The 25,389-nt window shown below is 34.9% G+C and carries 25 protein-coding genes; 13 read left to right on the top strand and 12 right to left on the bottom strand.

Translation table 11 applies throughout. The features are described 5' to 3' along the window. Positions 1 to 74: 74 nt before the first annotated feature. The 4 genes from M4L39_RS10250 (at position 75) to M4L39_RS10235 (ending at position 2,079) form a co-directional block, all read left to right on the top strand. Positions 75 to 620 carry a helix-turn-helix domain-containing protein gene (locus tag M4L39_RS10250; protein ID WP_277581934.1) on the top strand — a complete coding sequence of 182 codons (546 nt, stop codon included), beginning with the start codon at positions 75 to 77 and terminating at the stop codon, positions 618 to 620. A gap of 236 nt (positions 621 to 856) precedes the next feature. Further along, the gene (locus M4L39_RS10245) at positions 857 to 1,057 is read left to right on the top strand and encodes a helix-turn-helix transcriptional regulator (protein ID WP_277581933.1); all 201 of its coding nucleotides are present in this window, start codon (positions 857 to 859) and stop codon (positions 1,055 to 1,057) included. After that, positions 1,050 to 1,577 carry a hypothetical protein gene (locus M4L39_RS10240; RefSeq protein WP_277581932.1) on the top strand — a complete coding sequence of 176 codons (528 nt, stop codon included), beginning with the start codon at positions 1,050 to 1,052 and terminating at the stop codon, positions 1,575 to 1,577. Before M4L39_RS10245 ends, M4L39_RS10240 begins: the two co-directional genes overlap by 8 nt. After that, complete coding sequence (locus tag M4L39_RS10235; RefSeq protein WP_277581931.1) at positions 1,567 to 2,079, top strand: hypothetical protein; 513 nt, start codon at positions 1,567 to 1,569, stop codon at positions 2,077 to 2,079. Before M4L39_RS10240 ends, M4L39_RS10235 begins: the two co-directional genes overlap by 11 nt. A 77-nt stretch (positions 2,080 to 2,156) precedes the next feature. On the opposite strand, the gene M4L39_RS10230 is transcribed toward M4L39_RS10235, so the two are convergent. From M4L39_RS10230 to M4L39_RS10220, 3 genes are all read right to left on the bottom strand, one after another. Next, positions 2,157 to 2,972 (bottom strand): pyruvate, water dikinase regulatory protein, encoded by an 816-nt coding sequence (locus M4L39_RS10230; protein ID WP_277581930.1) that lies wholly within the window; start codon positions 2,970 to 2,972, stop codon positions 2,157 to 2,159. Next, positions 2,965 to 5,598 carry a pyruvate, phosphate dikinase gene (gene ppdK / locus M4L39_RS10225; protein WP_277581929.1) on the bottom strand — a complete coding sequence of 878 codons (2,634 nt, stop codon included), beginning with the start codon at positions 5,596 to 5,598 and terminating at the stop codon, positions 2,965 to 2,967. The genes M4L39_RS10230 and ppdK overlap by 8 nt, the downstream gene beginning before the upstream one ends. A 1,109-nt stretch (positions 5,599 to 6,707) precedes the next feature. After that, entirely contained in the window at positions 6,708 to 7,787 is a 1,080-nt protein-coding gene (locus M4L39_RS10220) for a CdaR family transcriptional regulator (protein ID WP_277581928.1), read from the bottom strand. Between the two features lie 133 nt (positions 7,788 to 7,920). On the opposite strand from M4L39_RS10220, the gene M4L39_RS10215 reads away from it, so the two are divergent. From M4L39_RS10215 to larC, 6 genes are read left to right on the top strand one after another with little or no spacing between them, the layout of a single operon-like run. Next, positions 7,921 to 9,051, top strand: coding sequence for a glycerate kinase (locus M4L39_RS10215; protein WP_277581927.1), 1,131 nt, complete (start codon positions 7,921 to 7,923; stop codon positions 9,049 to 9,051). Between the two features lie 23 nt (positions 9,052 to 9,074). Continuing rightward, complete coding sequence (locus M4L39_RS10210) at positions 9,075 to 10,238, top strand: 2-keto-3-deoxygluconate permease (RefSeq protein WP_277581926.1); 1,164 nt, start codon at positions 9,075 to 9,077, stop codon at positions 10,236 to 10,238. Positions 10,239 to 10,240: 2 nt separating this feature from the next. Next, positions 10,241 to 11,503: a nickel-dependent lactate racemase gene (gene larA / locus M4L39_RS10205; RefSeq protein ID WP_277581925.1), complete on the top strand. Its 1,263-nt coding sequence runs from the start codon at positions 10,241 to 10,243 to the stop codon at positions 11,501 to 11,503. Positions 11,504 to 11,519: 16 nt separating this feature from the next. Beyond that, complete coding sequence (gene larE, locus M4L39_RS10200) at positions 11,520 to 12,344, top strand: ATP-dependent sacrificial sulfur transferase LarE (protein WP_277581924.1); 825 nt, start codon at positions 11,520 to 11,522, stop codon at positions 12,342 to 12,344. 21 nt (positions 12,345 to 12,365) lie between these two features. Continuing rightward, positions 12,366 to 13,124, top strand: a complete 759-nt coding sequence (larB, locus tag M4L39_RS10195; protein ID WP_277581923.1) for a nickel pincer cofactor biosynthesis protein LarB — start codon at positions 12,366 to 12,368, stop codon at positions 13,122 to 13,124. A gap of 16 nt (positions 13,125 to 13,140) precedes the next feature. Continuing rightward, on the top strand, positions 13,141 to 14,319 hold the full coding sequence (gene larC, locus M4L39_RS10190; protein WP_277581922.1) for a nickel pincer cofactor biosynthesis protein LarC: 1,179 nt from the start codon (positions 13,141 to 13,143) through the stop codon (positions 14,317 to 14,319). Between the two features lie 145 nt (positions 14,320 to 14,464). Here larC and M4L39_RS10185 read toward each other — a convergent pair whose 3' ends face one another. Further along, positions 14,465 to 15,454, bottom strand: a complete 990-nt coding sequence (locus M4L39_RS10185; protein WP_277581921.1) for a Gfo/Idh/MocA family protein — start codon at positions 15,452 to 15,454, stop codon at positions 14,465 to 14,467. Positions 15,455 to 15,702: 248 nt separating this feature from the next. On the opposite strand from M4L39_RS10185, the gene M4L39_RS10180 reads away from it, so the two are divergent. Beyond that, positions 15,703 to 16,128: a hypothetical protein gene (locus tag M4L39_RS10180; protein ID WP_277581920.1), complete on the top strand. Its 426-nt coding sequence runs from the start codon at positions 15,703 to 15,705 to the stop codon at positions 16,126 to 16,128. Positions 16,129 to 16,152: 24 nt separating this feature from the next. Continuing rightward, positions 16,153 to 16,485: a general stress protein gene (locus tag M4L39_RS10175; RefSeq protein ID WP_277581919.1), complete on the top strand. Its 333-nt coding sequence runs from the start codon at positions 16,153 to 16,155 to the stop codon at positions 16,483 to 16,485. Positions 16,486 to 16,567: 82 nt separating this feature from the next. On the opposite strand, the gene M4L39_RS10170 is transcribed toward M4L39_RS10175, so the two are convergent. The 6 genes from M4L39_RS10170 to M4L39_RS10145 form a co-directional block, all read right to left on the bottom strand. Further along, a complete protein-coding gene (locus M4L39_RS10170; protein ID WP_277581918.1) occupies positions 16,568 to 16,768 on the bottom strand; it encodes a hypothetical protein in 201 nt (66 codons plus the stop codon). Positions 16,769 to 16,981: 213 nt separating this feature from the next. Beyond that, the gene (locus tag M4L39_RS10165) at positions 16,982 to 18,004 is read right to left on the bottom strand and encodes a lipoate--protein ligase (protein WP_277581917.1); all 1,023 of its coding nucleotides are present in this window, start codon (positions 18,002 to 18,004) and stop codon (positions 16,982 to 16,984) included. 9 nt (positions 18,005 to 18,013) lie between these two features. Then, positions 18,014 to 18,898 carry an SIR2 family NAD-dependent protein deacylase gene (locus tag M4L39_RS10160; protein ID WP_277581916.1) on the bottom strand — a complete coding sequence of 295 codons (885 nt, stop codon included), beginning with the start codon at positions 18,896 to 18,898 and terminating at the stop codon, positions 18,014 to 18,016. Next, positions 18,891 to 19,676 (bottom strand): protein-ADP-ribose hydrolase, encoded by a 786-nt coding sequence (locus tag M4L39_RS10155; protein ID WP_277581915.1) that lies wholly within the window; start codon positions 19,674 to 19,676, stop codon positions 18,891 to 18,893. Before M4L39_RS10155 ends, M4L39_RS10160 begins: the two co-directional genes overlap by 8 nt. A 3-nt stretch (positions 19,677 to 19,679) precedes the next feature. Then, the gene (locus M4L39_RS10150; RefSeq protein WP_002506490.1) at positions 19,680 to 20,012 is read right to left on the bottom strand and encodes a glycine cleavage system protein H; all 333 of its coding nucleotides are present in this window, start codon (positions 20,010 to 20,012) and stop codon (positions 19,680 to 19,682) included. Between the two features lie 25 nt (positions 20,013 to 20,037). Then, entirely contained in the window at positions 20,038 to 21,042 is a 1,005-nt protein-coding gene (locus tag M4L39_RS10145) for an LLM class flavin-dependent oxidoreductase (RefSeq protein ID WP_277581914.1), read from the bottom strand. A 302-nt stretch (positions 21,043 to 21,344) separates the two neighbouring features. Here M4L39_RS10145 and M4L39_RS10140 point away from each other — a divergent pair, with 302 nt between their 5' ends. Then, a complete protein-coding gene (locus M4L39_RS10140) occupies positions 21,345 to 22,565 on the top strand; it encodes an NADH-dependent flavin oxidoreductase (RefSeq protein WP_277581913.1) in 1,221 nt (406 codons plus the stop codon). A gap of 154 nt (positions 22,566 to 22,719) precedes the next feature. Here M4L39_RS10140 and M4L39_RS10135 read toward each other — a convergent pair whose 3' ends face one another. Together M4L39_RS10135 and M4L39_RS10130 are read right to left on the bottom strand one after the other, a co-directional pair. Continuing rightward, positions 22,720 to 24,363 carry an alpha-keto acid decarboxylase family protein gene (locus tag M4L39_RS10135; protein ID WP_277581912.1) on the bottom strand — a complete coding sequence of 548 codons (1,644 nt, stop codon included), beginning with the start codon at positions 24,361 to 24,363 and terminating at the stop codon, positions 22,720 to 22,722. Positions 24,364 to 24,453: 90 nt separating this feature from the next. Beyond that, the gene (locus tag M4L39_RS10130) at positions 24,454 to 25,389 is read right to left on the bottom strand and encodes a ketopantoate reductase family protein (protein WP_277581911.1); all 936 of its coding nucleotides are present in this window, start codon (positions 25,387 to 25,389) and stop codon (positions 24,454 to 24,456) included.

Genomic DNA, 25,389 nt, shown 5'->3' with positions numbered 1-25,389 from the left:
CTTGCTCGATTTATTTTAAAACAACACAATATATGGTACGATATGTACGTTATAATGTAAATAGGAGGGGACCCTTGTATAATATTCAGAATATAGTAGCCAATAATTTATCTGACTACCGAAAAAAACACAATCTCAGTTTAGATAAAGTTGCAACTGCAACTGGTGTGAGTAAAAACATGCTGAGCCAAATTGAAAAAGGTACTTCTAACCCGACGATTACAACCTTATGGAAAATTGCGAATGGATTACATTTATCGTTGTCTCAATTAACCGCGATGAATAATGATAGCGTTGACTTTATTGATGAATCAGATATTATTCCTATCATCGATGACCAAATAGCGATTTATCCTTATTTTCCGTACGACAATAATAAAAAATTTGAAATGTTTAAAATGGAGATACAAGCAGGAGGCAAAATGCTTTCTGAACCTCACCATACTGAGTCTGAAGAATATATTATTGTTAACAAAGGTCAGTTAAAAATAGAAGTCGATACAACAATGTATACGATTAATAGTAATCAAGCCTTCCGATTCAATAGCGATGTGTCTCATAGTTACTTTAATCTTACTGATGAACCTGTTGTATTTACCGCAACGATTCATTATCAATAGAACATTCAATTTAATCATCATAATATTATGAGCCATTAGTTTTCTAACAGAAATCTAATGGCTCATTTTGTATTCAAGATGTTTTAGACTCTTGTTGATTCCTTAGGCATTTCGTCATAAATCTTTCATAAGCTAAAATAGCTTAAAGCGTCATGTATATTTGACACACACTTTCATGTCAGATATATTGTACATGTAATATATATTTGACACTAAAGAAGGGTAATAAATCTATTATGAATAAAGTTAAAAACTTTCGTACTGCTAAATACATGTCACAGCTCACACTTGCGCGTTCAGTAGAAGTATCACGTCAAACCATTAATATGATTGAAAATGATAAATATAATCCCTCGCTTAATTTATGTATAAAGATTGCTAAAGCATTAAATGTCACCTTAAATGACTTATTTTGGGAGGATGATAATAATGAATAATAAAGATAAATGGCTCTATCAAAGATTTGCAGGAACAACGAACTACCCCGATGAATATCAAAGACATGAAATTGACAAATTACTTGCTAAACTTTCAATTATTTCACTATACATATTCTTAGCTTTACTTTACTTATCTATATTTTTTGATATTGAGCGTTCATTTATTTCACCTTTTAGTATAGGCGGTATCATATTGATAATTATATTGGCGTGCAGGATGTCTATGAGTCATATTGCAGCAGATGCTCTTACAATAGAAGTTACTGATAAAGAAACGTATCATCAAACATTAAAAAATTCACGTAACAAGAGAATTATATTTCTTATTCTAGCAATCATTTATATATTATTAGTTAACTCAGTCATTGCTCCGATGCTTGCAGGAAATGCAATAAATGTGGAACGTCTAACGGACTTAAACACATTTTTTCCTGTACTAGTTATTGCAATTTTTACGATAACTAAAGATTCACGTGTAAAACTTATTGATCAAAAGGAGACGTATGATGGAAAATAACAAGTTACTTCGTTTAATTCCTAACTTCAGGTTTACTGATGAACATGAAAGACAGCACTTACTTCATGAATATGCCAAATATTTTGTGTGGCTATTTTGGGGCATCATGATTATTTCATTAGCAGATATATGGATAGAACTATATTTACACCGTATACCTATCTTAGGTATTTTAGGTTTTGCTTTAATTATGATTTTATCACTCATTATGTCTATCACCATTAGAAGTAAAAAAATAGATGTAGTAGAGTCTTGTTCAGAGGAAGCATGGAAAAAAGAAATGAAGAAAGTGCGTAATGGTAGTTATATTTTTGCTGTTACGATATTCTTGGTTGCAAACTTTAATCAATATATTCTCCCTTTTATTATACATAATGGTGTTCCTGAAAAATCTGATATACTGATTAACCTATTGATTTCTATTGGATGTGCACTTATAGGAGGTGCGTTTGTTTATACCTATTCTCGCAGAAAGGTTACACGTGCCTATATAGATAAATGAAACACAAAGAACCACGTACTCAATTATTTATGAGTACGTGGCTTTTTTAGCGTTTGCTTGTGGTCTAAAATTTAGTTTCACAAGAATTTTTCAATATAAAATGCAGATTCTTCAATAGATTTATATTCCGTATTGATCACAGTTGCATTTAATTTTTCGAAAATTTCTTCCGCATACACTAGTTCTTGCCTGATACGTTCAATACTATTGTAATTTGTAGGTCCATGTAACCCTAAAACTTTTACACGTTCATTACGAATATTCAAAATATAATTGGGACTAGCAGTTAAACCAAATACTTTCAACTTCTTATATTTAAAGACTTCATCTGGTATATCAACTTCTGGCACTAAAGGAATATTCGCTACTTTATAGCCCTTATTCGCTAAATACATACTCAAAGGCGTCTTTGATGTTCGAGAGACACCCACGATGAGCGCATCCGCTTCGCCAATATCAGTAAAATGTTTACCATCATCGTATTTCACCGAGTATTCCATCGCTTCAATTCTTTTAAAATAGTTTTCATCCAATTTGCGTAAAGCGCCACTTTCAAGAATAGGTGAGCAATTCGTAAGCTGCTGAATAATTCCTATTAAATCTGACATATAGTCGACATAAGGTATTTGTTCATTTTGTGCATATTTTTGACCTACTATATTAAATTCTGGGTTCACTAACGTCGTGACAACTACTGCCCCGCGTTCTTTTGCTCGTTTCAAAATATTGATTAATTCTGTTTCACTTTTAATAAATGGAAACTTCTTAATCTCTATTTGTGATACTTCTGGAAACTGAGTTAACGTGGCGTGAATCATGCGTTGGGCAGTTTCGCCAATTGAATCTGATACCACGAACAAAGTAAGTTGAGGTGTTTGTGTATCATTAAACACGTAATCGACCACCTTCAACTTCACTTTGTGCAGTAGAAAGCAACGCACCTGGCACTCTAAATGGAGAGCATGAAACATAATCGATGTCTAAATCATTAAAGTATTGAATTGATTTATGGTCACCACCAAGTTCTCCACACACACCAATCTTAAGCGTTGGATTTGCAGCTTTCGCTTGTTCCGTAGCTACTTTAATTAATTGTCCTACCCCTTCTACATCTAATGTTTGGAAAGGATCAATATCTAAGATGCCTTGTTCAGAATAAGCACCAATAAATTTCCCAGCATCATCACGTGAAAACCCAAATGTTAACTGTGTTAAATCATTCGTACCAAAGCTAAAGAAATCACATTCTTTTGCTAAGTCTCCTGCAATTAGGCAAGCACGCGGTGTTTCGATCATTGTACCTATGAGGTAATTTACAGATTCTCCCGCTTCTTGCTGTAATACTTCAATACGTTCAGTGATTTGTGCCTTTAATGTCGTAAATTCTGCAACAGTTGAAACCAGCGGTATCATGATTTCTGGGTGGCAATTAATACCTTGCGCTTTTAATCTTAATGCACTTTCCATAATCGCTTCTACTTGCATGACATAGAGTTCAGGATAAGTAATAGCTAAACGGCAACCTCTATGACCGAGCATTGGATTCACTTCATTTAAATTATCTATATATTGTTCTAATGTTTTTACTGAAACATTTAATTGTTCAGCAACAGATGATTTTTCTTCCGTTGATTTTGGTAAAAATTCATGTAGTGGTGGATCCAATAAACGAATAATTGTCGGACGTTCTCCAGATAGTTTTAATATTTCTTCAAAATCTGCTGTTTGATATTGTTTAATTTCATTTAAAGCTGCGATTCGTTTATCTTGTGTATCTGACAGAATGAAACGACGCATTTCAACGAGACGTTCAGGTCCAAAGAACATATGCTCTGTTCGAACAAGTCCTATCCCTTTTGCACCAAATTGATAACCAGCTTGAATATCTTGAGGTGTTTCTGCATTCATACGTACGTCTAATCTTGCTACACCGTTAGACCATTCCATAAACTGTTCGAAAGCTTCACTTCTTTCTGCTTTCATTGTTTCAACTTCTCCGACATAGATATCTCCTTGAGCGCCATCAACAGATATCATATCGCCCTCGTGCAAAGTGCCACCAGGATAGTTTACAACTTTATCGACAACATTAATTTCTAAATCTGAACAACCTGTAACACAGCATTTCCCCATGCCACGGGCAACGACTGCTGCGTGAGAAGTCATTCCGCCATGTGTCGTTACAATTGCTTCACTTGCAACCATACCTTCAATATCTTCAGGTGACGTTTCAGGACGCATTAAAATAACACTTTCGCCCTGTTCAAATTGTATTTTAGCTGTTTCTGCTGAAAAGACGATTTTTCCACTCGCTGCACCTGGACTAGCTGGCAAGCCTAATTTAGAAATAACTGAAGCATGTTCTAGTGCTGTTTTATCAAAATTAGGATGCAATAATTGATCAATCGATTTTACTTCGACGTTCATCACAGCTTCTTCTTTTGTAATCACACCTTCTTCAACTAAATCCACTGCAATGTGAATAGCTGCATTGGCTGTACGTTTGCCATTACGCGTTTGTAAAATATATAGCTGTTCATTCTCAATCGTGAATTCTATATCTTGCATATCTTTATAATGTGTCTCTAAACGTTGCGATACATCTACAAATTGTTGATGCACATGTGGCATTTGATCTTTTAATGATTCTATATCTTTAGGCGTACGTATACCCGCTACTACATCTTCTCCTTGTGCATTTAATAAATATTCTCCAAATAATTTCGCTTCTCCAGTGACAGGATTACGTGTAAACGCAACACCTGTACCACTGCGTTCACCACTATTGCCAAATACCATTTCTTGAATATTAACTGCAGTGCCTATATCATGTGGAATTTCATTTAATTCGCGGTAGACTCGAGCACGGTCATTATCCCATGATTTGAATACTGCTTCAATTGCTTCTGTTAATTGATCAAATGGTTCTTGTGGAAATGGTTTGTATACTTCATCTAAATATACACCTTTAAAATGTTCACAAATTTCTTGTAACCCTTCTGCTGGAATATCAGCATCATTTTGATAATCATGCTGTGTTTTATAATTATTAAAATATGTATCAAATGAATTCATCGGTATGCCATATACGACTTCACCAAACATTTGTAACAATCTACGATAACAGTCATACGCAAAACGAGGATCGTTTGTTTTCGCTGCTAATTTTTTCACATTATTATCGTTTAGCCCTAAGTTTAAGATCGTATCCATCATACCGGGCATAGATATTTTCGCCCCACTACGTACTGAAACAAGTAATAATTGCTCCTCAGATGAAAATGATTTTTCTGTACGTTGAGAAAATGCTTCTAATTGGCTATTTAATTGTTCTAATAATGCTTCAGGTACTTTAGAACCGTGTTTCAAATATTCAATACAAGCTTCAGTTGAAAGCGTGAAACCATCTGGAACCGGTAAACCCAAGCGTTTCATTTCAGCTAAATTGGCCCCTTTACCACCTAGTAAATTTTTCATTGATTTTTGACCTTCGTCAAATGCATAAATATATTTTGTCATACTAAATCACCCCTATTTTTAAATATGTTATACTAATTGTTATTGAGTATGTCATATTGAAACACAAAAAACAACTATAATATTTGAAAATTTGGAAAATATATTTGTTTTTTTCTTTATTACATATTCGTTTGATTCAAACGAATATGCGCTGTTTAAACACAAAAAAGCCCAAGCAATCATCATTAATGTATTGCTTGGAGCTTCTTATGTTCACCAGTTTATCGTCATATTTGAATGTACGATATCATTTAATTTACTATGCAACTATGATGTTTAAAATATAAGGTACCGCTTCATAGGTAGTTTTCATATCACCATCAATTAAATGTTATATTTCTATCAATTATATAACGCACAGTTAACCTATTTAATATTTTCATTTGATATAAACTGGTTCTATTCATTGATAAATGTTAAAAGATTAAGTGAGTTAAATAGATAGATTTGTGCCTTATAAACAATATAACTTTTATAACTTGAGGCATTTACAATCATTCAAAATGACATGTTACAAGACAAATGTCTGCTTTAAAGTAGGTGAATATTTAATATATAATCATTTGATAAAGTGATAAAGAGGTATACTTGCAATTGAATTATGTCGCGAGTAACAAAGGTGGAAATTATAATTTTATTGAATATGCTCAACTTTTAGGTTGAAAATAACGTGGTGCTACTTCCTCTGTAGTGTAATACTTATTTTATAACGTCATGCTATACAAAATACTTTTCTATACAATAACTTTTATTTCGCTTATATCTTGTTCACGCTCCTTCATTTCGAAATACATCAATGACACATTGATGTGAGTTATTACTTAACAACTCAATAATGGCACCATTTCTAAACAAAATTTCAAACTGAAAACAAAACGTTTTGCATCTATAAAGATTTTCGTTATTTATTTTATAGAATTATTTAGCAATAACTTAATTTTATTATATTGTCGTTCGTGTAATTTGTAAAGTGGTTTTTAATAATTTTCTAAAAATTGAAGTTCTAATATTTTATGCTCGTTACAATTTGAAAATTCAATCATGGTAAATATCAAAATTCTTAATTTTATAATCATTTGTTTTTCAAAGTATACCTATTCATCCACGCTTTAACACCACATCGCAATTTGTAATTTTAACGCCTCAGAATACTTTTTAGGATTCAAACCTGTAAGCATTTTACATTTTTCTAATCTGTACAACAGCGTATTTCTATGAATATATAAATGCTTTGCTGTTTGAGAGATATTCAAATTATTGTAAAAAAATATTTTTAGTGTTTCAATACTTTGCTCATCTAAATCCCCTAATATTCTTTTTTTGAAGCGTTCTCTAATTTCGCTGTCGATTTGATATAACAATGTTTTTTCCTCTACATCTTCAAATGATACGAGTGGTGCTGATTGCTCATTTAACATAAATACGAGCTCGCATTCTTCATACGCTTTTTTAAAGTCATTTAAATTCGTAAATATAAGGCTTGAGGTCATATGCACTTCCAATTGTAATGCTTTAAACATTTGATGAATTCGGTTTATTTTCATATCTAATACGCACTTATCTTCATCAGTAGCAAGAATCACAATGCGATTATGATTCGTAAATGCAATGACAAAAGAACTAGGATCAATCTTACTTGATAATGTACGCACGATGCTATTTCTAGAAAATATTTGTTTCTCAATATTGATGATAATGCATTTGCCAAATGTTAATAAATTAGTATTAAGCTGATTGCTCAAATGTTGAAGAAATGATTTTGACGGTTCACTTTTCAACAATTCTTCAATAAATAACTCCTGACTACGTATATTTCCCTCTAATTCGTAAGTAAAATAATTTTGATATAACAATAATTCTGTAGACATTTTCACTAAATCCGACACATGCGTCAGTTTTTCAGGGTCACCTGTTATACCAATCACGCCCACGATATGATCTTGAAAAATAATCGGTAAATTTACGCCTGGTTGCGTTCCTTCTAATGTCGCACTATCTTCCTTTGATAATATGATAGTCTGTTCACGTTCTAATACTTTACGTGCCCCTTCATGAATTGTGCCTACACGTTTTTTATCAAATGATGCTATGATTTCTCCGTTAAAATTCATGATATTAATATTGCTCTGTGTTCTTTTAGCTGTTTCTTCTACAATTAATCTTGCCATTTCCTCTGTGAGTATATTCATATTTTCACCACTTATCATTTTTATACAAAATTATAGCTTTATAATTGTATAGTTTAACCCTATTTTCAACAAAATAAAATCGATACAATGAAACAACAATCAAAAGTAAGCGTTTACAAAGGAGGAACCTCAAGTGAAAATCATTTTAGCACCGGATTCATTTAAAGGGAGTATGACAGCGACTCAAGTCTCAAAATATATGACAGACAGCATTACAGAAGTATATCCACAAGCTGACATACATGCATTACCCGTGGGTGATGGCGGCGAAGGTACAATGGAAGCACTGGTGAATGCCACAAATGGAACTTTTCATACTGCCTCAGTAACAGGTCCTCTTGGAAATCATGTAACTGCTCAATATGGTGTGCTCGGTGACGACACATGCGTAATTGAAATGGCAGAAGCTTCTGGGCTAAAACATTTAACTGATGACACTTTAAATGCTATGACAACAACGACTTATGGCACAGGCGAATTAATTTATGACGCTTTAGAAAAAGGTTACAAAAAATTTATTTTAGCTATTGGCGGCTCTGCAACAAATGACGCTGGTGCAGGTATGTTACAAGCGTTAGGCGCCAAACTATTAGATGAAAACGGCAAAGATATCGCCTTTGGAGGAGGCGCTTTGCAACATATTAAGCAAATAGACTTAAGTCGTTTTGACACTAGAATTAAACATTGTGAATTTATTATTGCGACGGATGTTCAAAATCCTTTAATAGGCCCTGACGGCGCTTCACACGTTTTTGGTAAACAAAAAGGTGCCACAGAAGATAATATTAAACAACTTGATGCCAATCTCACGCATTGGGCAAATCTTGTAGAAAGTAGTACGCATATTAGTCTTCATGATTTGCCAGGGGCTGGTGCAGCTGGTGGGCTAGGAGGTGCCTTCAAAGCATTTTTACCTAGTCATTTTGAAGATGGTATTCAAGTAGTAATAAAACATACGCAATTAGAACAGCTTTTACCAAATGCAGATTTAGTTATTACTGGAGAAGGCAAAATTGATTTTCAAACTTTTTATGGTAAGACACCTATGGGCATCGCAAAATGTGCGAAACAATTTGATGTCCCTGTCATCTTTATCGGAGGCTCTATCGAAGTAGATATAGACCAATTTGATAAGGTTGGTGTGGTAAGTGCTTTTAGTTTAACCGATGGTCCATTGACACTAGCAGAGACGTTAGCAAATTCGGAAAAATTAATAAAAAAAACAACTAAGAACATCATAAGAACATTTTTCCATAACCACTAGCATAATTAAGGGGATGTTTCGTTATGAGAATTAAAGATACGATTGAAAAAGTACCTGGTGGCTTGATGGTTGTTCCGTTATTATTAGGCGCTGCAATCAACACGATTGATCAATTACATTTGAGCTTTATTATGAATGGCTTGAAATTTTTAGGCGCTCCAAAGACTGAAGAAGGATATTATGAGATGTTACAAATTGGGGGATTTTCTCAGGATCTATTTAAAGATAGCGCGCTCGTGTTAATTGCCTTATTTATCTTTTGTGTAGGAAGTCAAATGAACTTGAAAATTGGAGGCAAGGCATTGAAAAAAGGTATGATATTAACATCAACGAAATATTTTTCGGGTTTAGGTGTTGGTCTTTTACTTGGGGCTATTTTCGATCCATGGACAGGGTTATTTGGTTTATCTACAATCGCAATTATTGCAGCAATGACCAATAGTAACAGCGGGATGTATGCTGCCTTAACAAGTGCATATGGTAACCGCTCTGATATTGGTGGTTTATCTATATTAGCTATTAATGATGGTCCTTTACTTACATTAATATCTTTAGGATTTATCGGTACGAATTTTCCAGTCATTTCTTTCGTTTCTGTGTTATTACCACTCGCAATAGGAATGCTTTTAGGTAACTTAGATCCTAAAATAGCAGAATTTTTACGACCTGGAGAATCATTACTCATTCCCTTCTTTGCCTTTTCATTGGGAGCAGGAATGAATTTAGCTGAATTCTTTAATTTCTCAGTATTATCTGGTGGCCTCACATTAGCATTGCTTACATTTGTCTGTACAGCTGTGACAGGTGTAATTGCTTTTAAACTATTTAAAGAGAAAAGCGTCATCGGTCCTATTTCAGAATCGTCTACTGCCGGCAACGCCGTTTCTACACCTGCTGCAGTTGTCGCAGCCGCTTCAACTGCTTTAGCTAGTGGTAATTTGAGCCAAAGTGAATTTGCTATGATAGAAAAAGTAGCACCTATCGCGACAGCTCAAATTTCAGTTTCTGCTATTACTACGGCGATTTTATGTCCAATTGCTGTTATCATGGTAGATAAATACCAGAAGCGCAAAGGCATTGATGGCACCGAAGAACATTTCAAAACCAATCACAAAGCATTTTCTAAGTTAAAACAAAGTACAAACTCAGTTAATTATGAAAGCGCTTTAAATAAAAAGGAGGATTAACTTTGAAGACTACAATATTATACGGCAAATCAAATGTTAAAGTTGACTTGCCGGAGCAAAGCGTTCTAATTGAACCCAAAAACATTGATCCACTTGAAGATCATGTAACTGCAATACGTACAGCCCTAAATAATCCAATTGGCTCCGAACCATTACAAGACATGGTGAGTGCTAACCAAACTGTATCTATTGTTATTAGTGACATCACACGACCGACACCCAATCACATTCTCGTACCATTACTTATAGAAACATTAGCCCACGTGCCTTTAGAAAATTTTGTGATTATCAATGGCACAGGCACACATCGCGATCAAACACGAGAAGAACTTGTACAAATGCTTGGTGAAGACATAGTAAGCAAGGTAAAAATTGTACATAATCATTGTAATGATAAGGATACACTTACAAAAGTAGGCCATAGTCAATACGGTTGTGATGTATACCTGAACAAGGATTATGTTGAATCTGACTTTAAAATTGTCACCGGTTTTATCGAACCTCACTTCTTCGCTGGCTTCTCTGGTGGTCCTAAAGGGATTATGCCTGGCATTGCTGGCATAGAAACAATTATGACCTTTCATAACGCTAAAATGATTGGCGATATACGCTCAACTTGGGGCAATATGCAAGATAATCCTGTTCAAAATATGACCCGGGAAATCAATGCAATGTGTAAACCAGACTTTATGCTCAACGTCACGTTGAATAAAGAGAAAGCGATTACCGAAGTATTTGCTGGTGAATTATACGAAGCACATGATAAAGGATGTGAATATGCAAAAGGACATGCTATGTTCAAATGTGATGAGCGTTTTGATGTCGTGATTGCTTCTAACTCCGGCTATCCTTTAGATCAAAACTTATATCAAACAGTTAAAGGCATGAGTGCAGCACATAAAGTAGTTAAAGAAGGTGGCAGCATTATTATGTTATCTGAATGTAGCGATGGCTATCCTAATCATGGTAATTATGCAGAGATACTAAAAATGGCTGACTCCCCTCAAGGGCTTGTCGACATGATCAGTGACCCTAACTTCGCAATGCTTGACCAATGGCAAGTACAAAAACAGGCTGTGATTCAAACTTTCGCTGATGTTTATTTATATTCTAAACTCAGTGACCAACAAACCAAAGATGCCATGTTGCATCCGGTACATAATATTAATGAGACACTTAAAGCATTAGAAGATAAATATGGAAAAGATATGACGATAGGTGTTATGCCACTCGGACCACTTACTATCCCATATGTAGAATCATAATTTAGGAGGAATCATTATGTTAACTGAAGTATTAACTAAAGAACAACAATTAGAACGTGTATTAAAAAATATGAATCGTGTAATTGTCGCTTTTTCAGGTGGTGTAGATAGTAGCTTTGTATTAAAGAAAGCTATCGATGTACTCGGCACTGACAATGTAAAAGCAGTTATTGTAAAATCCGAATTATTTAGAAATGAAGAATTTGATCAAGCCCTTCGTTTAGGTGAATCACTAAATGCCAATGTGATAGAAACTGAAATTGAAGAATTAAAAGATCCAAATATAGTTGAAAACACGCCAAGCAGTTGGTATTACAGTAAACGCTTATTATATTCAAAACTTGAAGACTTGAGAGTAAACTACAATTTCGACTATGTTCTCGATGGTATGATTATGGATGATTTAGATGACTTTAGACCTGGACTCAAAGCAAGAACTGAATTCGGCGTTAGAAGTGTACTACAAGAAGTTGAATTATATAAACCTGAAATTAGAGAACTCAGCAAATCCAATGACCTTCCTGTATGGAATAAGCCTGCATTGTGTAGTTTGGCATCCCGAATTCCTTATGGCGAACCTTTAAATTTCATAAAGGTTAACAAAGTAAATGAAGCTGAAAAATTCATTTTAAGCTTAAATATTAATCATGTCAGAGTACGCTATCATAATAATATCGCAAGAATAGAAGTAGATGACACAGATATCCCTGTGTTAATTCAATATAAAAATCAAATCACACTTCGCTTGAAAGAACTTGATTTTGATTATGTAACCATTGATTTAGAAGGCTATCGTACAGGCAGTATGAATGAAGTCATTAATACACAAGATGAAATTTAACAAAATAAAGGTGGCGTAACTATGACTGAAAACCAAGACCCCATAGAGTCATTACTCCTAGCAGTTAAAGAAAACGAACTTTCCATTACAGAAGCAAAAGATAAATTAAGTCATTATGATGAATTAGGCTTTGCAAAAATTGATTTACACAGAACAAAACGACAAGGCTTTCCAGAAGTTATATTTGGTGAAGGTAAAACTGTAGCGCAATTAGATAAAATCGTACACACTTTAACAAAGCATAATGAAGTCATCTTAATTACTAGAATCGATCAACTTAAAGCAGATAATATCATCGCTAAATATCCACAACTTGAATACCATGAGACAGCACGTATCGTTTGTACACCTGTTAATAAAATTAATAAAACGGAACATTTTGCAGCGATTATTTGCGCCGGTACATCTGACCTACCAGTAGCTGAAGAAGCGGCTATTACAGCTGAAGTTATGGGTATTACAGTACAGCGATTTTATGACGTAGGTGTTTCTGGCATCCATCGTCTTTTTGCACATATCGAAGCAATTCGTCAAAGTAAGGTGTCAGTAGTTATTGCGGGTATGGAAGGCGCATTATCAAGCGTAGTCGCCGGCTTAGTTGATCATCCAGTCTTTTCAATACCTACAAGTGTTGGTTACGGTGCCAATTTAGATGGCGTTACGACACTATTATCTATGGTTAATTCTTGCGCACCTGGCACAAGTGTTCTCAACATAGATAATGGCTTCGGTGGTGGCTATAATGCCGCAATGATTATAAAAATGATTGAAAATTCATAGAACGGAGTGAAACATTATGTCCAAAGCGATTTATCTTGATTGCCACGCTGGTATTGCTGGAGATATGTTATTGTCTTCACTTGTAGATTTGGGTGCAGATGTCACCTTTATTGAATCACAATTAAAAACATTACCGCTCAATCATTTTAAACTCAATTTTTCAACTCAAAACAAACAAGGCATTCAAGCTATGTCACTTAAAATTGATTTTGAAGAAGCACACCATCATAGGAAAGCGTCAGATATCTTTAAGATGATCAAAGAGAGTAGCTTGCCAAGCAGAGTGAAAGAACGGAGTCTCCGTGTCTTTGACGTGATTGCACACGCAGAAGCTAAAATTCACGGTATGTCTGTTGAAGATGTTCATTTTCATGAAGTTGGTGCTATGGACTCTATCATTGATATTATTGGCAGCTGTCTTGCACTAGAAGATTTATCCATTGATGAACTCTATGCCTCACCTATTCCAACAGGTAACGGGAAAATCAATATCGCTCATGGTGTCTATCCGGTCCCGGCACCAGCGACTGCTGAAATACTCAAAGGCATTCCGCTTGCTTTATTTGATGTTAATAGTGAACTGACAACACCGACTGGTGCTGGTTTTATCAAAGCATTGGTTTCGGAAATTGGTCCTTTGCCTGCAGTAACCATCGAGCAAATCGGTTATGGTTGTGGCACGAAAGATTTTGATTTTCCCAATGTTTTACGAACGATTCAATATACAGTAAAAGAAAACACGCCGACACACGTCCAAGTGATAACGTGTCAGATTGATGATATGACACCAGAGTCTCTCGGCTTCTTTATCGAACAAGTACTGGATGACGGTGCGCTAGATGCTTACTTCACTCCAATTACGATGAAGAAAAGTAGACCCGCCACGCAACTTACAGTGATTAGTAAATTTGACGATGCACAATACTTTGAAGACTATACACTTAAAAATACAACCTCTTTAGGTGTAAGAAGTTATGCAGTCAATCGCAAAATTCTCCATCGCCAGTTTCAAACAATTCACACAAAATATGGTGCCATATTAGTGAAAATAGGCATGATGCAAAATAAAATTATCAAAGCGAAACCAGAATTTGAAGATGTAAAAAATGCAGCAACTCAATCTGGCAAAACCTTCTCAACTGTTTACAATGAAATACAGCATGAAGTTTATAACCATATTAAAATAGACGAATAAAATAACCTAGAACAAGCCGAAGGCTACAGACTTTTGTGCCCGTGGAAAGCGCGCACAAAAGTCTGATCCAAAATTAAAAACTCAAGAGACAGCATAAAATCCAGCACTCACACTTAAGTGAAGTACTGGATTTTTTATTGCTTAATTATTTTAAAGAGGGACCTACTTTAATATTTGCACTCTCTAATGCAAGTTCAAGTACTTCAATGACTTGAATACTATGTTCTAATTTTTCTTGCGCTAATTCGAAATTTTGATCATTAATAATTCGAACTATTTTCACAAACTCTTCGTACATACGATGCTTTTGTTGGTTAACTTGATATGATTGCGTACCACCTTGGTTAAACGTAATATCAAACGCTTTTAATTCATTTGTTGGTCCTTTAATATGAATCGTTGCATTTTCACCTTGAATATAAGACTGATTGTCAGAACTAGAGTCTTTTGCGCCAATACAAACGACTTTCATATCATCATAATCAAGATTTAAGATACCAGATGTATCAATATCGTTTTTAATATTAGCAAAATAAGCAACACCTTTAGGCATACCGAAGAGTCCAACTGCTAAATGAATATTGTATACATTGATATCCATGAGTGCGCCTCCGCCCTTCTCAGGATCAAAAGCAGGTTGAATGATACCTTTTTTAAAATTATCATATCTTGAAGAGTACTGTGAATAATTAAATTGGGCTATTTTACATGTGCCTATTTCACTAATAGATTGTTTCAACACATCATAATTACTCAAATAAAGGTTAGTAATAGCTTCAATAATAATTACATTTCGCTCTTCAGCTAATGCTTTTAATGTTGTTAATTCTTCTTTAGTTAAAGTAAACGGTTTTTCACATATTACATGCTTCTGTTGCTCGATTGCTTTGCGTGCATAATCAAAATGCAGATGATTAGGTACAGCTAAATAAATCGTATCCATATCCTCATCTTGAAGAAACTTATTGTAGTCCGTGAAAATTGTTTTGATATTAAATTTTTTTTGTAAATTCTCTATATTTTCTGGGTTTCTTCCTGTTGAAACAATGCTATGAAACTCAATGTCTGAAATTTCTTCCATCACTGGTAATGCTTCTTTGACGATCTTGCCCGCCCCTACGATACCTAATTTCATGTTTGTCTCTCCTTCTCACTTAATCTAAATTATGATGTACTACTACTCATTGTAATATTAAATTGTTGATAGTTATTTTTTAAATCCATTCAATATACCATTATATTTGAAATTATCATGCAATTCAAAATCTAAACCCTTAATACAATTTGTATTTTGTTTTGAAAATGTCACCAGTGGTATACAGTTAATATAAAGATAAAACATAAAATCATTTTTTATATTCTTTAATTAGAGGAGGCATTTTTGTGTCCATATTTTATTTTTTAATATTTATAATAATCGTTTTAATTATCTATTTCATTTTCCGAAAAAATTATAAAAAAGAAGCTGCAGTTAATAAAAGAAAACGTAAACGCGAAAAAAGAGTAGAAAACTATATTAGCGAAGCTTTTAAAATAGAAAATTTAAAAGATGTTAAAGAAAGTAAAACAACAATTGCTTTGATTTATCCTAAAGAAACATTAGATGTTGAACCTGAACAAGTCGTAAAAGTAGAAAACCAAAGTGAAGAAAAAGTCGTAACAGAATTTGAAATGCCTGAAGGTATTAAAAGGGAAGAATTATATGACTTTTCTCTTAAACACACTAAATTTCATATCGCACATGATCGTTATGAACGTCTTAAAACGGTTGATGAAAACGAAAAAACAAATAGTGGTATTATAAAATAATTCAATTGTTAAAGGAGTATGTATATGACACCAATTGTTAAAGCTTATTCAAATGACGAAGATATTGAAATTAATATTAACACATTGAAAGATCAAAAAATCAATGCAAAAGATATTTATGTTTTATCTCATGATGCTGATCATACAGAACGCATCGTGAAAAATACAGAAGTCTCAGGTATTGATTACAATCGTTCCGATGTTGGCGAAAACGAACAAAATCAAGGTGATCAACTAAGAGATAAGTTACAAATTCTCGGCGTTTCTGAAAGTGATGCACAAGATTACGAAGAACTTATGGATCAGGGTAATGTACTACTCATTGTTACAGATCAACGCGCAATTAACGTACTCTAAATTTAAAATAATCAGCTAAACAAATATACCCCGCATTCTTTTAATTAGGAGGCGGGGTACATTTGTCTTTTATACATATTTATTATAATTGATTAAAATTATTTTCTTGAAGATCTGTAATTTTAGCAATTTCTACTTTTTGGTCTTTAGGCTCCAATACATGTAAATACTGTTCATTGTCGTTATCTTCAATTTTCTTTACAGTAATCCGATCATGTTCTATAGTTTCGATAATTATTTCTGAATGCTTATTTAGTGCCTCTTTAATATGTTGCTTATCCATGCTAAAACCTCCTTAAGTAAAAGCTAATTATATTGTGTACCTCTTCATCTTTTACCCTTAAGCTGTTTTTTAAATCAAAGAGAACATAATCAACGTACTTTTCCTTTTTAGTGCATTCATTTATCAAATCATTAAATAGCGTCATGACCAACGTGATAATAGCAGCAGCGTTTGAGTTATGTATTTACATCCCAGACGCTACTGCTATTATCGTTAACTTAATATCACATCTACTAATTCTTCCACAGTGGCTTTACCGAAATAATATGTAATGTCCATTTCGCTTAAAACATTTAATAAATCTTCTTTGACTACACGTGCGCCTTTGAGTTGATTTTCAACGTCTTTAATATCGCCTTGTCCAAAGAAATCTCCGTAAATACGACATGCTGAAATACGTCCTTTCTCTACAGAAAGAGAGATATCAATCGTTCCTGCCGCTAATCTTGCGTCTCTATTATATTCATAGCGTGGGGAACCACCAAAATTCCATTCCCAATTTTTATATTTTGACGCTAGCATTTCATCAACGGCTTCCCAATCAGCTTCAGATAATTCATAACGTTTTGCATCATTCATATCATCAACGTCTAGTATTTGTTTAACCATCAAATCTTTAAATTCATGAATTGTTATATTTTGATATTCTGGTGCCAAATATTCACGAATATTGCCTACACGTGATCTTACGGATTTAATACCTTTGGATTCTATCTTTTTACGATTCGGCTTCAATACCTTAACCATAGGTTCATAATCTACATCCAGTAATAAAGAATAGCCACCATAGATACGTCCCTTAATCAAAGTCATTGCCGCACCAGATACCTTTTTATCGTGAATGGCTAAATCATTACGTCCACTTTGCACAACTTCTGTCGCACCAAGTTGATGTAAAGCATGTATACCTGGTTCGTAAAAGCGTTTGAAATTTCCATAAATTGTATCGTCTTTTTCTAAAATACAACACATATTCACTGCACCACTGTCTACATAAACTGCGCCACCACCTGTATCACGACGAACGACTTGAATACCATGTTCGTCTAAATAATCTTGGTTAATTTCTACCGCAGTATTTTGAAAACGACCTATCTCCACTTTTGGATCACAGATATACGGGAATAAGATATCCTCATTTAAAAATATATTTTGGCTAACGTGAATTTGCATCGCTAATGCAACTGCACCGTCTGTTATATATTCGCCATTGCGAATAGGTTCAATTAAATACATATTGTTCTCCTATATAGTTAATTTTTTGCTGGCTTCAGTCATGAGTGTTGAAATATCTTCGGTTAGATGTATTGTTCTATCTCGAATGTTTTCTGGAATACGATATGCTTTCTTATTCATTGTCATAAATAAAGCATTTGGATTATGTCGTGTCATGCGTTGAAAAGGTTGTTTCACATATTGTGGTGTCGTATAACCGATACCTATTTCTAGATATAATACTTTATCTTCTTTATGTGCATCAAGGAACTGATTATAGCGAGATAACTGCGCATGAAAATCAGCATCCTCTACCATACCAACTTGTGCTTTTCGTTTATTGATTTCCATGGGCGCATCACATTCAGGACAATGCGGCAAGAGTTCTCGTGGTACTTCCATATGCTCTTGTTCTGCAACCATTTGACGTATTGCAGCATCATCACGGTAAGTCTGCGCATGACAATGTTGACTACATTGCCACAAGATATACTCTCCTTGAATATGAAAAACTTTATCCAAATCAAAATCTGCCACCGCAAATGCATTATCTGCATTCGTCGTGATAATATGATAATCTTTATTACTTAAAATTTGATTAAGCGCAGTATAAGATGCGCCTACAGGTTGATCTAAATAATTCAGCGCAACAAATCGACTTTGAAAAGCCCAATATTCTTGCCAACTTGCGAATGTATGAAGACTTGCTTGTAACATATCAAAGAAACCATATTTTTTAATAAAATCCGGGAAATTTTGTGTGAAACGTTCACCTATATACGTAAAACCATCTGACGCTGACATACCGGCACCTATCCCAACCACAACTGCATCCGCTTCATTTAAAGCATCTGCTAATATATCGGATTGTCGATTATAACTTGTATTTAAGACATCCCAAGTTGATTCAGTCATAATGTTTCAGTCCTTCCTTATACAATGCAGCATCTTTATCTGTAAACACATTGAAAACCACTGTTATATCAGAATCATGTTCTCTTTTATATTGCATTAAAGTCGAAATTGCAATCTGCGTAGCCTCATCTTGAGGGAAACCAAATACGCCTGTTGAAATACAACAAAAAGCAATACTTGATAAGTTTTGCTGGTCCGCAAGTTCGAGACAGCTTCGATACGAGCGCGCAAGTAAATCACGGTTCATTTGTGACACCGGTGTCTTACGAATTTGTGGTCCTACTGTATGAATGACATATTGAGCAGGCAAGTTATAACCAGGGGTGATTTTTGCTTTACCAACACCTTCACGTCTACCTTGTTTATCTATTAAATCTGCACAAGCTAAACGCAACTGGACGCCTGCTTTAGTATGGATGATATTATCGATACAGTTATGATTCGGCTCAAAACAGCCTAACAGCTTACTGTTAGCCGCATTTACAATAGCGTCTACCTCAAGCTGCGTGATATCACCTTGCCATAAATATATATCGTCATTGAGATATGGGGTTAATGATGTTAACGACGTAACTTGTTGCGCATTGTAATTTTTTAAAAATGCATCTTGCACCTCAATAAAATCTGCTGCAATCGGTGTTGCTGGCCTTACATTTACTAACCCTCGAAACATTTCGAAACGTTCTGCTTCCGTATCAGGTAAGTCTGCAATGGCGGCGTCATGTGTTTCTTGCCACAAATACTCAATTAAATACGCTAAACGTTCTGTTTGTTGCATAATTTATGCCTCAGGAAGTGCATTAAATGCTGCTTCGTCAACATTTTCTAATTTAACCAACCAATTTTCTTCAGCTTTTTCAGAATTTAAAAGCGTTGGTTCATCTTCAGCTTTTGTATTACGTGCAACAATTTTACCTGCTAATGGTGATTGAACGTCTAATACAGTTTTAGAAGCTTCAATACTAACGATTTCGTCATCGACTTTAATATCGTCGCCACCCATAAATTCAACATAACCTACTGTTCCTACATCATCTTGTAATTCAGGTGTCATACTGTATACATACTGTTCTCCAACTTTTTCTACCCATAAATAATTAGCTAATTTTTTCATGAAATATCTTCCTTTCATCAACTTGTTATAAATATATTTGCGCGAGTAATTCGATTGTACGACAGCGTTGCTCTATGTCTGGGATCAAAGGTACAACCATCACTTCGTCAGCATTAAATGTTTGAATCATTGTGTCTATTTGTTTTTTTGCACTTTCTTTTGTACCTACAATTATACGAGCTCGGCTTTGAGTAATCAAACGTTCATCTCTTTCAGATCTTAAATATGATTGTGCTGTTTCGATAGAAGGTAGACGCTCAAATTCGGCAAATTGTTGTTTTCCCAGTAGCCAAACGTCTAAAGCTTGCGCTAGTGCTTCTGCTTCTGATGCTGTATCAGCAACTGCAACAAATGTAGTGAGCATAACAGTAGGTTTCATATTTAATGCCGTAGGTTTAAAGGCTTCTCTATAAGCTTGCACACTGCTTTCAGCTTTTTTAATTGCTTTTTCATTAGGTAATAAAAAAGTTCCCAGTGTATAGCCCATGCCTTGACGTCCTGCCATTTGTGCAGACGGTACACTCGTACTTAATAGCCACATTTGAGGCACGGTAGTAACACGAGGTTGTGCAAATACTTGTTTAAAACGTTGCTCTGGTTCACGCTCCGTTAGATAATGCCGCACATCGGTAATAGACTGCTCGTAGTCTAAGAAATGTGTTTTCGTTTCATTCATAGCTTGTTTCACACTGGGGGTACCTGAATTATTACCGATACCTAAGTCTACACGCCTAGGGTAAAATGCTTCTAATAATCGGAAATTTTCAGCCACTTTAAACGGGCTGTAATGCGGTAACATCACTCCACCTGAACCGAGTCGGATTTGCTTCGTCTTTGCCAGTAATTGCATCATCAATAATTCTGGACTACTACATGCAAACGCCGGTACATTATGATGTTCCGTCATCCAAAAGCGCTTATAACCAAGTTTGTCTGCTAATTGCGCTAAGCGTACTGTATCTTGTAAGGCATCTTGTGCTGACTTGCCTTCATCAATAACAGCATAGTCTAAAATATTCAATTGAACCACGTTGGTTACCACCTCCACCAATACTGACCTTATATACTTTGTCGGGCTTATAATGTAAGCACTTTCGTTTGAGTGTATATCGTATCTCAGTTATGCTAAAATCCATGTACAAAGCTTTATACACGTATCTGCAAAACATGTTTCCTTTTTTAAATTACCCTCACCCTCTAGGATAACTGATATAGAAAAATTTTGTTACATTTTGCTTGAAAAAATCACCATATTTTTTATTTAATTGACCACGATATCCTATTAGTGTTAATTTAAAATTACATATTACAACGAAGATCGAGGTTATAGTTATGAAAACTTATTATCAAGCATTATTCGAACCATTAACATTACCTAATGGCGTCGTCTTCAACAACCGTTTTGTGCTATCACCTATGACTACGAATTCCTCAACACAAGATGGCCATATTACCGAGCAAGACTTACGTTATGCACAACGTCGGGCACACGCTGCGCCCTTGCAAGTAACAGGTGCAGCCTATATTGAGCCTTATGGTCAATTATTTGAATATGGTTTTAGCATCACTGATGACAATTGTATACCTGGGTTAAAAAAATTAGCAACTGCAATGAAACAAAATGGCAATAAAGCCGTTTTACAACTGACACACGCAGGACGATTTTCAAATCAAGCCATCTTAAATTATGGCCAAGTTTATGGCCCAAGCGCTATGTCCTTAAATTCTCCTATTCAACATGATGTTTTAGCTATGTCTATAGATAAAATCGCCGATGTAACGCGTCAATACGCTGAGGCAACTTCTCGTGCTATACAAGCTGGTTTTGATGGTGTTGAAATTTCAGCTGCCCAACGCTTACTTATACAAACGTTTTTCTCTACTTTTTCTAATCAACGTACAGATCAATACGGAACTCAAAGTTTGGAGAATCGTGCTCGTATCGGGTTGGAAATACTAGCTGCTGTACAAAAAGTCATTGATAAAGAAGCACCACCACAATTTATTTTAGGCTATCGCGCTACACCTGAAGAAACACGAGGTAGTGATGTCGGTTATACAATAGACGAATTCAACGAACATCTGGATTGGGTATTAGATACAGCGAATATACAATATTTAGCAATCGCAAGTTGGGGGCGTCAAATTTATCAAAACAAAGTCCGTTCTGACGGCAAGCACACAGGAAAATATGTCAATGCTGTCGTCCATGATTACCTTGAGGGTAGAATTCCTGTCATCGCTAGTGGTGGTATTAATTCACCTGAAAGTGCGCTCGATGCCTTACAACATGCAGATATGGTGGGGATGTCGTCTCCATTTGTGACAGAACCAGATTTTGTCTTGAAATTACAAGAAGATCGTCCAGAGGATATTGATTTACATGTAACAATCGACGATATTGATGATCTCGCAATTCCATACGCAGCATTTAAAGATATCGTTAAAATGATGGATTACGGCGAAGGTTTAAAAAAAGAAACCCGCGACGAGTTACGTAAACTTGAAACAAACTATGATCAAGTAGATTATAAAGCAATAGATAAAGACTAATTGAAAATACAGGCAACCTAAGCAGATAAAATAACTTAGTTTGTCTTTTTTATATTAACTGAATCCTTTGTGAAAATGGATAGTATCTCTGAGTATGTAAAAAAGCATTGGACTGTAAAATGACCAATGCTTTTTTGTTACGTATTATGTGAATTTAACCATTTTGTTTCGCAAATGCTTGGCCAATTGCGTTTAATTTATGTGGTGCGTCATGTACTGCCATCTTCACTTCAACTAGGTGCATCTTGTCTGGTTGTGCATCGATTTCGAGGAATGTATTTTGTAGTGTTTCGCTCGTTGTCACATCGTGAACGATGACGTCATCTTTTCCTCCGAAGACTGTTGGTAGTAATTTATAGTCCCACATTTTAATATCATTGTATGATGCGTTTTCTCCATGAATTTTACGTTCAACTGTATAACCATCATTATTAATAACAAAGATAATCGGCTTGATTTGCGCTCTGATCATCGAAGACATTTCTTGTACTGTTAATTGTAGGGAACCGTCTCCAATTAATAATAAATTTCTGCGCTGTGTGTTTGCCATTTGTGTACCAAGTGTCGCTGGTAGTGTATAGCCGATTGAACCCCATAATGGCTGTCCTATAAATTTATTATTACTGTATAACGCTAAATCATAAGCACCAAAGAAGGACGTGCCTTGTTCAGCTAATATCACGTCATCTTGCTTAATAAAATCTTGCATCATTTTGAAATAAGTTGCTTGAGATAAAGGATTTCCATTTAAATCATAGTGATTTTCTTCAGGACGTTGATATTGAGGGAACGTTGCATCATTAACGTAATTTATCGTATTTAAACCATCCAATAAATCGATAAGTGAGACTTCCATATCTTTCGTTTCATTCATTTTGAAATGACGATGATTAATCATAACGACGTCATCAATATCAAATTGATATGAATAACCTGCAGTTGCAGAATCTGTTAATTTCGCTCCAATATTTAAAATTGCATCACTTTGATCCACGTAATTTCTAATATCTTCTTCTGCAAGTGAAGCATCATATATACCCATGTAATATGTGTTTTCTTCATTAAATGCGCCTTTGCCTAGTGATAGTTGCGCTACAGGGATATGCGTACGATTCACAAATTGCTCAAGCTTTTCATGTAAATCAAAACTATTAATCTCATGGCCAGTGATTATGACTGGTTTATCTGCACTTTGTAACTTTTCTTTAATCATGTTCACATATTTAGCAACATCCATCTCCTGATGTTGTAGCAATTCAAACGGTTGGTCTACTTCAATTTCTACGCTTGCTACGTCAATTGGTAAATGTATATGCACTGGACGTTTTTCAGTTAGTGCTGCTTCAATTACTCTAGGTATTTCTACTTGGGCATTTTCAGGCGTAAGGTACGCTTGTGTCGCCGTGATGGGCTCATACATTTTTCTATAGTCATCAAAATTCCCTTCTCCTAAGGAATGATGTACATACTTCCCTGCGTTTTCTACTGCTCTTGTAGGCGCTCCGGTAATTTGAATAACTGGAACACGTTCAGCATATGCACCAGCAATACCATTAACAGCACTGAGTTCACCTACGCCAAATGTTGTTACCATTGCACTCATCCCATTTAAACGAGCATAGCCATCAGCCGCATAACTGGCATTTAATTCATTTGTGTTTCCAACCCACTCCATATCATCGCGACTAATGATGTCATCTAGAAAAGTAAGATTAAAGTCACCTGGGACACCAAATACTTTATCCACGCCAACAACACTAATACAGTCCATTAAATATTGTCCTATACGTTTTTTCATTCATCATTTCCCCTTTTTTATCCATCTCTATTACACTACAAACTTAACTTAATTAAGATTAAAGGTCAATGATGTTGACTTTATTTCCAGCTATTTTTTATACGTTAATTCTAACTGATGAATCATATGTGTCAGCATTTCATTATTCGGCGTCGGCACACCACACGTTTTACCGTATGCAACAATTTGTCCGTTTAAATAATCTATTTCTGTTAAACGACCTTTATATAGATCTTGATGCATCGAAGGATAATGTAACCCCTGTGATTCAATTGGATAAGCAGCTTGAATTTTGTTAATTAAATTTTCAAAATTCAGTTTCAATTCACGCGCATGAGCCACAGCTACGATTTCTTCAATAATAGGAATGACCATTTGTCGTGCTTGTTCATATTGTGAAAATTGATTTATTGTTTTATCTAAAATTGTACATAATGGATTCAATACACTATTCAATGTAGCTTTTGACCATATAGACTCAAATACGTTATCGCTGATTGTAGAATTTAATTTTGCATTATTGAAAATTGTATTAATCGCTTCTGTACGATAGTCTTCACCACCATCTGCACGTTGTAGTTCTATTGTTCCTGTACCTTCTAACAGTATTTGTCCAGGGCCTCTTAATCCTGCTGTCCACATCGTGACCGCTAAAAAAATTTGTGACTTAGGTATAATTTTAGCAAAACGCTCTTCATGTCCTAAGCCATTCATCATTGTTAATAGTGCCGTCGTTTCTTTAATCGCATTAGCTTCATTTAACGCCTCAATCATTGCGTCGGAATCCATCGCTTTTGTTAAAATAATAATCAAATCATATTGTTCATCGATTTGTTCTGGCAACTGTGCTTTGATATTAATATTATATGTATCCTTTTCTGTTTGAATATTCACACCATATTGATTAATATTCGCAATATGTTCTGACCAATAATCTATTAAAGTTACATCATATCCTGCTTGGGCAATTTGTGTTCCAACGCGACCACCCATTGCTCCTGCTCCTGCAATTGCAATTTTAACCAT

Source organism: Staphylococcus equorum, assembly GCF_029531845.1.
In the GTDB taxonomy this organism is placed as follows: domain Bacteria; phylum Bacillota; class Bacilli; order Staphylococcales; family Staphylococcaceae; genus Staphylococcus; species Staphylococcus equorum_C.
Note: the sequence above shows the minus strand (reverse complement) of the source record. Positions and strands in the feature narration are given on the sequence as shown.